Annotated in this window: 12 protein-coding genes and 1 pseudogene; 6 read left to right on the top strand and 7 right to left on the bottom strand. The window is 66.1% G+C overall.

Annotation, left to right across the window (positions count from 1 at the left end; all coding sequences use genetic code 11):
• On the bottom strand, positions 1-1,574 hold a 1,574-nt coding region (gene mutS / locus KDJ86_RS08375; protein ID WP_291744667.1), incomplete at its 3' end, for a DNA mismatch repair protein MutS.
• A 166-nt stretch (positions 1,575-1,740) separates the two neighbouring features.
• Between mutS and KDJ86_RS08370 the strand changes: the two genes are divergently transcribed.
• Positions 1,741-2,262 carry a hypothetical protein gene (locus KDJ86_RS08370; protein ID WP_291744666.1) on the top strand — a complete coding sequence of 174 codons (522 nt, stop codon included), beginning with the start codon at positions 1,741-1,743 and terminating at the stop codon, positions 2,260-2,262.
• A 39-nt stretch (positions 2,263-2,301) separates the two neighbouring features.
• Here KDJ86_RS08370 and KDJ86_RS08365 read toward each other — a convergent pair whose 3' ends face one another.
• Together KDJ86_RS08365 and KDJ86_RS08360 are read right to left on the bottom strand one after the other, a co-directional pair.
• Positions 2,302-2,670, bottom strand: coding sequence for a hypothetical protein (locus KDJ86_RS08365; RefSeq protein WP_291744665.1), 369 nt, complete (start codon positions 2,668-2,670; stop codon positions 2,302-2,304).
• A 3-nt stretch (positions 2,671-2,673) separates the two neighbouring features.
• Positions 2,674-3,375 (bottom strand): SDR family oxidoreductase, encoded by a 702-nt coding sequence (locus tag KDJ86_RS08360; RefSeq protein ID WP_291744664.1) that lies wholly within the window; start codon positions 3,373-3,375, stop codon positions 2,674-2,676.
• A gap of 140 nt (positions 3,376-3,515) precedes the next feature.
• Between KDJ86_RS08360 and KDJ86_RS08355 the strand changes: the two genes are divergently transcribed.
• From KDJ86_RS08355 to KDJ86_RS08345, 3 genes are all read left to right on the top strand, one after another.
• Positions 3,516-3,950: a YccF domain-containing protein gene (locus KDJ86_RS08355; RefSeq protein ID WP_291744663.1), complete on the top strand. Its 435-nt coding sequence runs from the start codon at positions 3,516-3,518 to the stop codon at positions 3,948-3,950.
• Between the two features lie 100 nt (positions 3,951-4,050).
• Positions 4,051-6,333, top strand: a complete 2,283-nt coding sequence (locus tag KDJ86_RS08350) for an NADP-dependent malic enzyme (RefSeq protein ID WP_521085266.1) — start codon at positions 4,051-4,053, stop codon at positions 6,331-6,333.
• Positions 6,334-6,440: 107 nt separating this feature from the next.
• Entirely contained in the window at positions 6,441-6,827 is a 387-nt protein-coding gene (locus KDJ86_RS08345; RefSeq protein ID WP_291744661.1) for a VOC family protein, read from the top strand.
• A gap of 6 nt (positions 6,828-6,833) precedes the next feature.
• On the opposite strand, the pseudogene KDJ86_RS08340 reads toward KDJ86_RS08345, so the two are convergent.
• The 3 genes and pseudogenes from KDJ86_RS08340 to KDJ86_RS08330 all read right to left on the bottom strand — a co-directional run.
• Positions 6,834-7,139: pseudogene (locus KDJ86_RS08340) on the bottom strand (pyruvate kinase); the annotation flags it as partial.
• A 15-nt stretch (positions 7,140-7,154) separates the two neighbouring features.
• On the bottom strand, positions 7,155-9,857 hold the full coding sequence (locus KDJ86_RS08335; RefSeq protein WP_291744660.1) for a sensor domain-containing protein: 2,703 nt from the start codon (positions 9,855-9,857) through the stop codon (positions 7,155-7,157).
• A gap of 144 nt (positions 9,858-10,001) precedes the next feature.
• Entirely contained in the window at positions 10,002-10,631 is a 630-nt protein-coding gene (locus KDJ86_RS08330) for an alpha-ketoglutarate-dependent dioxygenase AlkB family protein (RefSeq protein ID WP_521085267.1), read from the bottom strand.
• 232 nt (positions 10,632-10,863) lie between these two features.
• On the opposite strand from KDJ86_RS08330, the gene KDJ86_RS08325 reads away from it, so the two are divergent.
• Positions 10,864-12,459 (top strand): FMN-binding glutamate synthase family protein, encoded by a 1,596-nt coding sequence (locus tag KDJ86_RS08325; RefSeq protein ID WP_291744658.1) that lies wholly within the window; start codon positions 10,864-10,866, stop codon positions 12,457-12,459.
• A 60-nt stretch (positions 12,460-12,519) separates the two neighbouring features.
• On the opposite strand, the gene KDJ86_RS08320 is transcribed toward KDJ86_RS08325, so the two are convergent.
• Positions 12,520-12,984, bottom strand: a complete 465-nt coding sequence (locus KDJ86_RS08320; protein ID WP_291744657.1) for a hypothetical protein — start codon at positions 12,982-12,984, stop codon at positions 12,520-12,522.
• Between the two features lie 209 nt (positions 12,985-13,193).
• Here KDJ86_RS08320 and dnaK point away from each other — a divergent pair.
• Positions 13,194-14,396, top strand: a 1,203-nt coding sequence (dnaK, locus tag KDJ86_RS08315; RefSeq protein ID WP_291744656.1) for a molecular chaperone DnaK, incomplete at its 3' end; no start/stop codon positions are given.

The raw sequence follows: 14,396 nt of genomic DNA, 5'->3' as shown, positions 1-14,396 counted from the left end.
GCCATGGTCTGGCGATGGATGAAACGGGCATTGAGCGGAGCCGCCATCATCCGCTCACCATGCCCGGCATTCACCTCGACGAAATAGCCGAGGACGTTGTTGTGGCGGATCTTCAGTCCGCGGACCTTCGCCTCGGCCGCGTAGTCGGCCTGCAGGCCGGCAATCACGCGCCGGCTCTCGTCACGGAGCTTCCGCGCCTCGTCGAGACCGGCATGGTGCCCGTCTCGGACGAAGCCGCCGTCGCGCCTGAGGTGGGGAAGATCGTCGGCGAGCGCCCCGGCAAGCGCCGCCTCGAGGCCACGCGGCGCCGCGGCGAGCACGTCCGCCGCGGCGGCAATCGCCTCCGGGCGATCGTCTCCGGCGATCCGGCCGGCGATGCGTCCTGCCACGGCCAGCCCGTCCCGGATCGCGGCGAGGTCGCGCGGCCCGCCGCGATCGACGGTGAGGCGCGACAGGGCGCGGGCGATGTCCGGAGCCGCCGCGAGATCCTCGCGAATCGCCTGGCGGAGACCGGTATCGCGCAGCATCCAGGCGACGGCATCGAGACGTTCGGCGATCTCGCCGGGATCGGTGGAGGGTCCGGCGAGGCGGCGCGCGAGCAGGCGCGCGCCACCACCGGTGACCGTCCGGTCGATCGCAGCGATCAGGCTGCCGCGGCGCTCGCCGGACAGTGTCGCCGTCAGTTCGAGATTGGCCCGGGTCGCCGCGTCGATCAGCATGACGCCCCCGGCCGCTTCCGCCGAGGGGGGCGACAGCGGCGGCCGTTCGCCGATCTGGGTCTTCTCGACATAGGCAAGCGCCGCCGCCGCCGCGGTCAACTCCGCGCGCGAGAAGGCGCCGAAGCCATCCAGCGTCTTGACCGCGAAGTATCCGGCGAGCCGGCCCCCGGCGGTCGCGCCGTCGAAGAAAGCGGCGGAGAGCGGGGTCACCGCCGCACCAAGGCCGCGCCAGAAAGCGTTCAGCTCCGGATCGGCGAAAACCGGCTCGGCGACCAGGATTTCGCTTGCCGCGACGCGCGCGAGATCGGCGGCAAGGCGACCGGTATCGCTCTCCGCGACACGGAATTCCCCGGTCGATATGTCGATCCAGGCGAGGCCGAAGCCGTCGCCGCCATCCACCCCCGCGCCGCGCTGGCGCGAAACCGCGACGAGGTAATTGTTGCGCCCGGCCTCGAGCAGCGAATCCTCGGTAATCGTGCCGGGCGTCACCAGTCGTACCACGTCACGCCGCACGACCGCCTTGCCGCCGCGCTTCCTGGCTTCGGCCGGGTCCTCGGTCTGCTCGCAGACGGCGACGCGGTGGCCGAGTGCGATCAGCTTCTGGAGATACTGGTCGGCGGCGTGGACTGGCACGCCGCACATCGGGATGTCGTCGCCGGCATGCTTGCCGCGCTTGGTCAGCGTGATGCCGAGCGCCCGCGACGCGACCTCGGCATCGTCGAAGAACATCTCGTAGAAGTCGCCCATCCGGTAGAAGAGCAGGCAATCCGGATTGGCCGCCTTGATCTCGATATACTGCGCCATCATCGGCGTGACGGCGGCCGGCGGCGGCTTCTCGGGCGAGCGGGTGTCCATGGGCGGAGAAGCTAGCAGATGCCGCGGCCCGGTTCGACGCCGCCGACCGCATGACAACCGTTCATTCACATCCTTGTCGGGTCTCGCTTGTACCCTCCGCGATGCGCGTTAGCGTCGCATCTGGCGCCCCCTGCCGCCGCGAAACCAGCGAACCGGGAGACGAATGATGAGGAAACCGACCGTGATCGTCACGCTTACCGGACTGACCGCCCTCGGCCAGTTTGCGGGCTCTGCCTTCGCAGACGAGATCATCCCGCAGGGATCGCTCGCCGGGACGATCTGGGCTTCGACCGATTCGCACGACCGCACGACGATCGGGGTGGACGGCAAGATCTCCCTCAAGGAGGGCAAGGATATCTACATCCGCTTCGGAGACCTGGTCGACGAGGTCTATACGATCGAGACCCACTGGTGGAACATCGACGCCGGGCTGAGCGTCGTCGAATACGCGGTCGCGGTGCCTGAAGAAGACAATGTCTATGCCTATGTCGAGCCGCACCATCCGTCCGACAGCGGCTTCCCCGGCATCGAGGGCCATGGCACGATCCATATCATCGATGCGAATACGATCGACTTCTCGCAGGTCGGGCGCCTGACCGACGGTTCGGCCAGCGCCTTTGCGACACAACTCACCAGGGTGGACAAGGCACCCGAGGTGCCGATCCCCCAGACCTACCCCAAGCCGTGATCCTCGAGGGGGCGCCGGGCCGAAACCCGCCGCTCCCGCCTACCCGGCGAGCCAGCGCCACAGGAGGAACGCCTCGGCGGCGGCGAACAGCCAGCCGAAGATCAGCTTGTTGTTGGTCGCCAGCCACTCAGGAAGGAAGATGTCGAAGTTGCCGCGGCGATCATCGGTGTATTGGGCGGCGACGCCGGTCAAAGGGCAGCGCATCCTGTTGGCAAGAAGGATGAAACATTCGATCCAGACGAGGATACTCAGCCAGAAGGCCCAATCGAGCCGGCCAAGCGCCGTTGCGATCGGAATCGCGATGATGGCCGAGGCGAAGACCGCCCATGCGAGGGTGTGGACCAGCTTGATCCGCAACAGCCGGCGCCGCCGGATGGCCGCATCCCCCGATGGCGATCCATCGACCATGGTTCACGTCCGGTAGGGCGATCGTTGCGGCCTGACGGTCATTTCGACGACACAGGCATTGTCGGGCAGGGAAACCGCCAGTGCCGCCATCTCCGCGATATCGGAGATCTGGATCATCCGGTCGGGATCGACCCGATCCGAGGCGGTCAGCGGGGTGTTGACGAAGCCGGGATGGATCAGCGAGACGCGGACGCCGTCTTCACGGACCTCCTCGAACAAGGCCTTGGCAAAGCCTTCGAGACCGTGGCGGCCGGCGCAATGACCGGCCATCCGCGCCATGCCGATCTTGGCATACATGCCGCAGATATAGAGGTAGGCTCCACGGGTCGAACGGACCGCCGGCAGAGTGAGCGCGGTCAGCTGCATCGGTGCGTGGAGGATAGTGGCGAGGGTGCGATTCCATTCGCCGACACATTCCGGACCGGTATCGATGGATCGTCCCCCGCCCGCGGCATAGATGACGGCGTCGAGCCGCCCGGCCGAAACGGCCCATCCGGCCAGTCCCGCCACCTGGTCGGCGTCCGCCAGCTCTGCCGTATAGGACTTGGCCGAACCGCCCGCCGCTTCCACCGCTTCCAGCGTTTTCTCAAGGGCGTCCCGCCGGCGGCCATGGGCCAGAATCCGCCAACCATCGCCGGCAAGCCGCTCGGCGATCCCCCTGCCGATCCCGCCGCTGGCTCCCACCACCAGTGCCTGTCGGTCCATTATCCGGTCCTCCCGAATTGAGCATAGCGCTTCATTTGCGTTTCCGCCGCCTCCCTCTGCCGTTCCGCTTGCAGCACGTGGCCGCGGCGACCATATCCGGATGGTGGCCGGCGCCGCCGACAAAGGGATCAGACACGCCCATGAACCTTCTTCTCAACGTGCTCTGGGTGATCTTCGGCGGCCTGTGGATGGCGGTTGGCTGGCTGCTGGCGGCGGTCATCATGGCGATCACCATCATCGGCATCCCCTGGGCAAGAGCCGCCTTCAACATCGCCCGCTACACCTTCCTGCCCTTCGGCTTCGCCGCCGTCGACCGGGAGGGCCACACCGGCGAGGGCGATCCCGGCACCGGGCCGCTCGGCATCCTCGGCAACGTCATCTGGCTGGTGCTCGCCGGCTGGTGGCTGGCAATCGGCCATCTGGTCACCGCGATCGGCCTCGGCATCACGATTATCGGCCTGCCCTTCGCCTGGGCCCATCTCAAGCTCGCCGGCCTGGCGCTGTGGCCGATCGGCAAGATCATCGTGCCGCGCGAGATGGTCGACGGACGGGCGCGTAGCATCGGCAACGTCTGACCCGCCGATTGCAGGGCAGGCATTGCGTTTGTCTTCCCTTTCGGCTCCGACTATCGTCCGCCTTGAGGAAGAGGCGCCTGAGACGCCCGGGGGAGGAGAAATGGCCGAGGGGAGTGCACCGGTGAAAGCGGGCCCGTCCGTCACCGACCAGGAGGCGCTCGACTTTCACGGCCGGGGACGGCCGGGAAAACTCGAGATTTCCGCGACCAAGCCGATGGCGACGCAGCGCGACCTGTCGCTCGCCTATTCGCCGGGCGTCGCGGTGCCGGTCAAGGCGATCGCCGAAGACCCGCAGAGGGCGTTCGATTTCACCACCCGCGGCAATCTCGTCGCCGTCATATCCAACGGAACGGCCATCCTCGGCCTCGGCAATCTCGGGGCGCTCGCCTCCAAGCCGGTGATGGAGGGCAAGGCGGTGCTGTTCAAGCGCTTCGCCGACGTCGATTCCATCGACCTCGAGGTCGATACAGAGGATGTCGACGAATTCGTCAACGCAGTGCGTTATCTCGCCCCGTCCTTCGGCGGCATCAACCTCGAGGACATCAAGGCGCCGGACTGCTTCATCATCGAGTCGCGGCTCCGCGAACTGATGGACATCCCGGTCTTCCACGACGACCAGCACGGGACGGCGATCATCTCCACCGCCGGCCTGATCAACGCGCTCGACCTCACCGGCCGCGACATGGCGACAACCCGGCTGGTCTGCAACGGCGCGGGCTCCGCCGGCATCGCCTGCGTGGAGCTGGTCAAAGCGCTCGGCATGCCGCCCGGGAATGTCATCCTCTGCGACACCAAGGGGCCGATCTACAAGGGTCGCGAGGAGGGCATGAACCAGTGGAAGTCCGCCCATGCGGTCGATACCGACGCGCGGACGCTGGCCGAGGCCCTGGAAGGCGCGGATGTCCTGTTCGGGCTGTCGGCCAAGGGCGCGATCACCGAGGACATGGTGCGCTCCATGGCGCCCAACCCGATCATCTTCGCCATGGCCAATCCCGACCCGGAGATCACCCCGGAGGAGGTTGCCCGCATCCGCGACGACGCGATCATGGCCACCGGCCGATCCGACTATCCGAACCAGGTCAACAACGTCCTCGGCTTCCCCTACATCTTTCGCGGCGCCCTCGACGTCCGCGCCACGACCATCAACGACGCGATGAAGATCGCCGCCGCGCAGGCCCTGGCGGAACTGGCGCGCGAGGACGTCCCCGACGAGGTCGCCGCCGCCTATCAAGGGGTCCGTCCGAAATACGGCCCGAACTATATTATTCCGGTTCCCTTCGATCCGCGGCTGATCAGCGAGATCCCGGCCGCCGTCGCCCGGGCCGCGGTCGAAAGCGGCGTCGCGCGTCGCGAGATCACGGACGAGGTCGCCTACAAGCTCGAACTCTCGGCGCGACGGGACCCGATCGTCGGCATCCTGCAAAGCGTCTACCAACGCGTCCGCCGGTCGCCGCAGCGGGTCGTCTTCGCCGAGGGCGAGGAAGAACAGGTGATCCGCGCCGCGGCAAGCTTCGTCCACAACAAGCTCGGCACCGCCATCCTGATCGGGCGCGAGGATATCGTACGCGGCACCGCCGAACGCGCCGGCATCGACATCCACGAGGGCATCGAGATCTACAACGCCCGCCTGTCGAGCCGGAACGCGGATTACGCCGACTATCTCTATTCACGCCTGCAGCGGAGAGGCTATCTCTTCCGCGACTGCCAGCGTCTCGCCAACACCGACCGCAACGCCTTCGGCGCCTGCATGGTGGCCCTCGGCGACGCCGATGCGATGGTCTCCGGCGTCACCCGCAACTACGCGACCGTGCTCGACGACGTCCGTCAGGCGATCGATGCCAAGCCCGGTCACCGGATCATCGGCGTGTCGGTCGTGCTGGCGCGCGGGAGAACGGTGCTCGTCGCCGATACGGCGGTCCACGAGATGCCGTCGTCGGAGGAACTCGCCGAGATCGCCGAAGAGGCGGCCGGGGTATCGCGACGGCTGGGCTATGAACCGCGCGTCGCCTTCCTCGCCTATTCCACCTTCGGCCAGCCCGAGGGCGAGCGCGCCCGCAAGGTGCGCGAGGCGGTCCGGATCCTCGACGGCAAGCGGGTCGATTTCGAGTATGATGGCGAGATGGCGGCGGATGTCGCGCTCAACCAGTCGGCAATGTCGCCCTATCCCTTCTGCCGCCTTTCGGGTCCCGCGAACGTCCTGGTCATGCCGGCCTGGCATTCGGCCTCGATCTCGACCAAGCTGCTCCAGGAGCTCGGCGGCTCGACGGTGATCGGCCCGATCCTCGTCGGCTTCGACAAACCGGTGCAGGTCGTCTCGCTCGGCGCCAAGGATTCCGACATCGTCAACATGGCGGCCATGGCGGCCTTCAAGCTGGGTGGCTGACCGCGGCCCTGGCCGGCCTTTCCCGCCACCCGCTCGCGGAATTGTCATTTGCGTGTAGCAACCCGTGCGGTAGCATCGTTTAACCTAGAGGTTAAAGGGAGAAGGCGATGACTGCCCATGGTATGTTCCACTGGAACGAGCTGATGACCCGCGACGCCAGCAAGGCCAAGGACTTCTACGGCGAGACCCTCGGCTGGACCTTCGACGATATGCCGATGGGCGAAGGGATGACCTACATCATCATCAAGGCCGGCGACGCCATGGCCGGCGGAATGATGGAGATGCATGGCCCAGGCTTCGAAGGCGTTCCCGAACACTGGATGAGCTATGTCGCGGTCGATGATGTCGACAAGCGGGTTGACGCGCTGAAGAAGGCCGGCGGCGCGGTCATGCGGGAGCCCTTCGATATCGAGGGCGTCGGTCGCATCGCGATCGTCGCCGATCCGGGCGGCGCGGTGCAGGGCTGGATGACGCCTGCCGAAGGCGCGGGCTGACCGCTCTCAGTCGTCCCAGGCGTGAAGAGCGCGCAGCGTCGGGGTCTTCTTGATCTGATGCCCGCCCATCCGGCCGAGCAACCGGTCAAGCACCTCGACCGCGATCGCGATATTCGGCCCCTTGTTGAGCAATACGCATTCGGCGCGGCCGGACATCGCCGCGTCCGTCATCTCGCCGCGCGACGGCAGCCCGTCCTTGACAAGGTCCTCGAGGACCTGCGTCGCCCAGACCGCCGGAACACGGGCGGCCTCGCAGAGCCACATGATTTCCTCCTGCATCTCCGCGACGCGCTCGAAGCCCATTTCCGTCGCCGCCGATGCCGGAGGCTAGGTCCTGGTTGAGCCGCCCTCGTTCGCCGAGGGGCCGCGAAGGAATTCCGCCGCCCTGTCCGCGGGCATCGCCTTGCCGAAATAGAATCCCTGACCGTAGTCGCCGCCGTATCCCACGATCTGCTGGACGGCCGGCAGGTGTTCAATGCCTTCGGCAATCGTCGGCAAGCCGAGGCTCTTTGCCAGATCGATGACCGATTGGACGACCCTGGTGCTGTCGGCGCCACCATCCATTGCCCGCACGAAGGACCGATCGATCTTGATCTTGTCGAAGCGAAGCTCGCGGAGATTGTAAAGGCTCGAATAGCCCGTGCCGAAGTCGTCGAGAGAAATCCTGATGCCGACATTCTGGAAGGCAAGAAGGGTGGCACGGGCCGCGGGCAGGTCATTGACCAGGCCGGTCTCGGTAACCTCCACCTCAAGGCGTTCCGGCGGAAAGCCGGTCTCGGAGAGGATCGTCAGGAACCTGGCCGGCAACAGGGGATCGCCGAGGCTCTGGGGCGAAACATTGATGGCGATCGAGATTTCCGGCGGCCAGTCCAGCGCTTCGAGGCAGGCGCGGCGAAGAAGGGAATAGGTGAGCTGGCCGATGAGGCCGAGCTTCTCCGCGACCGGGATGAAGGTCTCAGGCTCGATCTCGCCCCTCTCCGGGTGATGCCAGCGGGCCAGGATCTCGAAGCCGACGACGCGGTTCTCGGAAAGCAGCATCACCGGCTGGTAATGCGGCTCGATCTGCTCCCGGACAACCGCCCGCCGAACCTCGTCCTCGAGGGCGACACGTGTTCGCAGAGCGTCTTCCATGCTGCTGTCGAACAAACGATAGGCGCATCCGCCATCTTCCTTGGCGCGATACATCGCCATGTCCGAGGCGCCGAGCAGCTTCTCGGGATCGGCTCCGTCAGACGGGAAGATGGCGATGCCGATGCTCGCGCCGAGCTCGATTTGCCGTTCGCCGATCGTCATCGGCTTCGCGACGGCCGCGATGATGCGATCGGCGAGGTGGACCGCTCCCGCGGCAAGGTCTCCATCCGCCACGAAATCGTGGAAGATCACGGCGAACTCGTCGCCGCCGAGGCGTGCCAGCACATCGCCCTTCCTGACGACGCCCTCAAGCCGGATCGCGACCTCACACAGAACCTCGTCGCCCACCTGATGCCCGTGGATATCGTTGACCGGCTTGAACCGGTCCAGGTCGATCATCAGGACCGCGTGGCCGGCGGTGCCGTTCCGATCGCTTTGCGCGTTGGCAATTTCGAGAGCTTCGGCGAATACGCGCCGGTTCGGCAGCCCCGTCAGGGCATCGTGCCGCGCGAGCGACTGGGCCAATTGCTGCGCCGCCTCGGCCGCTTCATGGGCCTCTGTAAGTGCGGCGAGGTGGCGCCGGTAGGTTTCGGCGGCCTCCTCGACGGCACGGGCCTCCTCAAGCTTGAGCTTGGTGATGTCGGTGTCGGTGCCAATGATCCGCGCGACGGTCCCATCCGGGTTCCATTCCACCGCCTTGCCGCGGCTCAGGATCCAGATGTAATGCCCATCCCTGTGGCGCTCGCGGTATTCGAAAGCATTTTGAGGCAGCTCGCCGGAATTCTGTCTCGCGATTTGATCCTCGATGCGGGCGCGGTCGTCCGGATGAACCCGCGCCAGCCACACTTCGGTCGCCCCGTCGACCTCCTCATCGAGGCCGATGCCGCGCATCCGGCGCCACATCTTGGAATAGTAGACCCTCCCATGCGCCAGGTCGTGATCCCACACGCCCTGACCGGCCCCCTCGAGAGCGAAGTTCCACCGGCTCTCGCTTTCGGCAAGCCTCGCGTCGGCTTCCTTGCGCTCGGTGATGTCGCGACAGACGCCCACAACGCCGACAACCTCGTTGCTGTCGTCGCGCAGCGGCAGCTTGCTCGTCGACAGCCATTTGCGAACGCCGGAGACCGTGGCGACAAACTCCTCGACGCCGATGGAAGCTTCGCCGGTGGTCATGACCCGTTGATCGTCGCGGCAGAACTTGGTCGCGATCTCCTCCCTGTGGAAATCGAAATCGGTCTTGCCGATCAAGTCGCCGGACTTGCGGCCGAGATCGTCCGCTACGGCCCGATTGGCGACGACGAAGCGGCCTTGCAGATCCTTGACGAACAGGTAGTCCGGCAACTGGTCGATCATCGACCGGAACAGGGTGCGCTCGGCCTGCAGGTCCTGCTCGATGCGCTTCCGCGCGGTGATGTCGCGCTTGACACCGACCAGCCCTACTATCGCGCCGCTCTCGTCCCTCATCGGCGCCTTTGAGGTGAGAAACCATTTCGGGGCGCCAGTCCTGTCGAAGCGCTCCTCCTCGACATCGATCATCGGCTCTCCGGACGCCAGCATCGCCTGTTCGGCGTCGAAATGGCCCTGTGCCACATCGGCGGGAAACAGGTCGAAGTCCGTCCTGCCGACGATGTCCTCGGACCGCTCCAGGCCATGATCCCGCGCAACGGCGTCATTGGCCATGAGGAAGCGCCCATGCATGTCCTTGGCGTAGACACGCTCGGGCAACTGGTCGATGACCGCCTTCAGGAGGCTGGCCGCGGGATTCTCCGGGACCCGGGCTCCCGACTCCCCTGCGATCTCCGCCTGGGTTCGCGCATTCGCTGCCTGAAGCCGGCGGACTTGCTCCTGGATGGTGTCGGCCGGAAAGCCGTCCGGTCCGACCAATGGATTCTTCGCCATCAAGCCGTTCCTGGGTCTGCCCCGCGCCTATCCGTCCGGAAGGAGGGCGGCGGGCCAGCCAGCATCGTGACGGAGCATTCAGAAACCGTTAATGGCCGGGAGCCCGCCGCAGGGGCCCACCTCGGCGATCAGCGCCTTGCGGCATCACGGGCGGGTCACCCGGCGCAGCGTCAGGTTGATGCGGCCCCCGTCAGGAAACCAGTCGCGAAGCAGGGTCGACGTCCCGGGATAGATCCGGTCGACACCGTGAAAGGCCATGCGCGCGTCGCCACCGAGAACCACGACATCGCCCGAGGACAGGCGGAACGAGCGGGTCGTGTCCTTTCGGCTCATGCCACCGATGCGGAAAAGACAGGTGTCGCCGAGCGAGATCGAGACGACCGGGGCGGAGAAATCCGCCTCGTCGGCATCCTGGTGAAGCCCCATCTTCGTTCCGGATGCGTAATAATTTACGAGACACGCCTCCGGCGGGTGCGGGTATCCGGAGATCTCCTGCCACACCGCCATCGCCATCTCCGGGATCGCCGGCCATGACCTGCCGGTCTCGGGATGCGTTGACTGGTAGCGGTAACCGCCTTCCTTGTCCGATACCCAGCCGAGCGGCCCGAGGTTGGTCATCCGGACCGAGAAGGGCTTGCCTGAACGGGGCATCGTCGGCGTGTAGAAGGGGGCTTCGGCGACCGCGGTCCTCAGCGCCGCGACGAGCCGCTGCTGGCCGTCCCGGTCGAACCGGCCCGGATGGACGCCCAGGCCCGCAAGATCCATCGCACCCATTCCCGGTACTGCCATTCTCTCGTTCGTCCCCGGTCGATCGTATGTAAGACGTCCTGCGCGGAGATCACGTCCGCGCGACTACCTGTCCCGTCGCGCTCACGGGCGACCGCCGTTTCGATCAAACCTCCGGGAGACAACGCGGTTGCGGCTTTTGCACATCCGCCACCTCGTGCATGGTCGCGGCCGGTGAAGCGGCGCGGGACGGCGCCCGCGCATTCGGGAGAGAGAGCTCATGGATTCGCTGATTCCCGGTCCGGTGGCGGCGGCGCTCGACCTGCTGGTCACCCTCTTCGTCTTCGTGATCGGCCTCGGTGTCGCCGCGCTGATCGTCGTGTTTGTCATCGACATAACCCAGCACCGCGACGCCATCCGCCGCAACTACCCCGTCGTCGGCCGCTTCCGCTATCTCTTCTCCACCCTCGGCGAGTTCTTCCGCCAGTATTTCTTCGCCATGGACCGTGAGGAAATGCCCTTCAACCGGGCCGAGCGCCAGTGGGCGGCCCGAGCCGCATCGGGTCGGGACAACACGGTCGCCTTCGGCTCGACCAAGAATCTCACCACGGCGGGCACCTTCTATTTCGTCAATTGTCCCTTCCCGACGCTCGATTCGGACCGGGCCGAGACAGAGGCGATGATCATCGGGCCGACCGCCCGCGAGCCCTATTGCGCGCCCTCCTTCTTCAACATCTCGGGGATGAGCTACGGCGCGCTGTCGAAGCCGGCCGTCCGGGCCTTGTCACGCGGCGCGGGCCTTGCCGGCTGCTGGCTCAACACCGGCGAGGGTGGCCTCGCGCCGTTCCACCTCGAGGGGAATTGCGACATCATCTTCCAGATCGGGACGGCGAAATACGGCGTCCGCGACGCCGACGGCAGTCTTTCCGACGACCGGCTCCGGAGCCTGGCCGAAAACCCGCGCATCAGGATGTTCGAGATCAAGCTGTCGCAGGGCGCCAAGCCCGGCAAGGGCGGCATCCTGCCGGCGGTCAAGGTGACGGAGGAGATCGCGGCGATCCGCGGTATTCCGGCGGGCAAGGATTCGATATCGCCCAACCGCCATACCGACATCGGCAGTATCGGCGACCTTCTCGACCGCATCGCCCATATCCGCGAGGTAACCGGCAGGCCGGTCGGCTTCAAATGCGTGATCGGTGCCTATGGCTGGCTGGATGCGCTTTTCGAAGAGGTGAAACGGCGCGGGACGGACAGCGCACCGGACTTCATCACCGTCGACTCCGGCGACGGCGGTACCGGCGCGGCACCGCTGCCGCTGATCGATAATGTCGGCCTGCCGATCCGGGAATCCCTTCCCATGGTCGACGACATCCGCAAGCGGCACGGCATGAAGGACCGCATCCGCCTGATCGCCTCAGGCAAGTTCGTGACGCCTTCCGGTGTCGCCTGGGCGCTCTGCGCCGGCGCGGATTTCGTCGTCGCGGCGCGCGGCTTCATGTTCGCCCTCGGTTGCATCCAGTCGCTGAAATGCAACAAGAACACCTGCCCCACCGGCATCACCACCCACAACACGCGCCTGCAGCGCGGCCTCAATCCGGTCGACAAGGGCGACCGGGTGGCGAATTACTGCATCAGCATGCGGAACGAGGTCGAGGTCATTGCCCATTCCTGCGGCGTCCCCGAGCCACGCCGCCTGCGGCGCTTCCATGTCCGGATCGTCGAAGGCGACGGCCGCTCGATCCCCTTCAACGAACTCTATCCGAGCCCCGACGATGCCGACAACGACCCCGCCGCCGCGATTCTTGCCGGACGCGCGGAGGCCGCCGAACCAGCACCGGTCCAGCCGGCCGATATCGCGGTACCCGCCCAGGCCTGATCCTTCGGGGGGCGTGATCGACCGGCCGCGGGGTTTGGGCCGCGATTGCCACGCGCCGGCTCAACGGCCGGGAAAGACCTCCCAGGGCACCGGATACTGGCTCCCCCATTCCAGCCAGGGGACATCCGTCGCGCCGAGATTGTATTCGTAGACGAGCCAGCCGGCCGGCGTTTCACGCAGCAAGGCCGCCACCTGGCCGTCGAACATCCCCTCGTCGACCGCGGCCTGGTAACGGGTGTAAACGTAAGCAATCGCGCCGCCGCCCGGCCGTTGAGGAGTGACATAGGCGAAGGCCCATTCGCCGACCACCCGCAGGTCGAGGACCACGAACTCGACCGGGCTGCCGACCTCGGCTTCGACCATCGGCCTCAGTCCGTCAAGGATGGCCGCCCGGAGCGGCGAGCCGCGGGGCGGCGTTGTCGCCTGCGCGTCGGCGGATCCGCTCGTCGCCGACAGGATCAGGGCGGCCATCAGGACGGCCATGGCACCAACCGGAGTGCGAAACCGCAAGAATCGGTTGAACATCGCTGACTTCCGCATTGACACGCCGCTTGCGGCACTTCAACGCTCTACTTATATACCGCGAGAACCCGCGCGTCCCAATGGAATCAACCTTGCCGGCGCGCGTGAATCACGCCAGGGGACCGGATTGCCCTCGGAAATCGGTCAAGCCGCATCCGAGGGTCGGGGGCCTCGACAGGACCCGGCCGGTCTGCCGAAAGGAGATGGTAAGTATGGCTAAAGTTATTGGAATCGACCTCGGCACTACGAACTCGTGCGTCGCCGTCATGGACGGCAGTGATGCCAAGGTCATCGAGAATTCCGAGGGGTCGCGGACGACGCCCTCGATGGTGGCCTTCACCAGCGACGGCGAACGCCTCGTCGGTCAGCCGGCCAAGCGCCAGGCGGTCACCAATCCGGAAAACACGATCTTCGCGGTCAAGCGCCTGATCGGGCGCCGTTTCGACGATCCGACCGTCGAGAAGGACAAGAAGCTCGTCCCCTACAAGATCGTCAAGGGCGGCAACGGCGACGCCTGGGTCGACGTCGACGGCAAGCCGACCTCGCCCTCGCAGATATCCGCCTTCATCCTCCAGAAGATGAAGGAAACCGCCGAGGCCTTCCTCGGCTCGAAGGTCGAGCAGGCGGTGATCACCGTTCCCGCCTATTTCAACGACGCCCAGCGCCAGGCGACCAAGGATGCCGGCAAGATCGCCGGCCTCGAGGTGCTGCGCATCATCAACGAGCCGACGGCCGCGGCGCTTGCCTATGGCCTCGACAAGAAGGAAGGCCAGACCATCGCGGTCTATGACCTCGGCGGCGGCACCTTCGACGTGTCGATCCTCGAGATCGGCGACGGCGTCTTCGAGGTGAAGTCGACCAACGGCGACACCTTCCTCGGCGGCGAGGACTTCGACATGCGCCTTGTCGAATATCTGGCCGACGAGTTCAGGAAGGATCAGGGCATCGACCTGAAGAATGACAAGCTCGCCCTCCAGCGCCTCAAGGAAGCCGCTGAAAAGGCCAAGATCGAGCTGTCGTCCTCGGCCCAGACCGAGATCAACCTGCCCTACATCACGGCCGACGCTTCCGGTCCGAAGCATCTGGCGATCAAGCTGACCCGCGCCAAGTTCGAGAGCCTGGTCGATGATTTCGTCCAGCGCACCATCGCGCCCTGCAAGGCGGCGCTGAAGGATGCAGGCCTGTCGGCCGGCGAGATCGACGAAGTTGTGCTGGTCGGCGGCATGACCCGCATGCCCAAGATCCAGCAGGTCGTGAAGGAGTTCTTCGGCAAGGAGCCCCACAAGGGCGTCAACCCCGATGAAGTCGTCGCCATCGGCGCGGCCATTCAGGGCGGCGTGCTCAAGGGCGAGGTGAAAGACGTCCTGTTGCTCGACGTGACACCGCTTTCGCTCGGCATCGAAACGCTGGGCGTC

This window comes from Bauldia sp. (genome assembly GCF_020442045.1).
Taxonomy (GTDB): Bacteria; Pseudomonadota; Alphaproteobacteria; order Rhizobiales; family Kaistiaceae; genus Bauldia.
The sequence above is the reverse complement of the archived record's forward strand: the minus strand, read 5'-3'. Positions and strand labels throughout refer to the sequence as shown.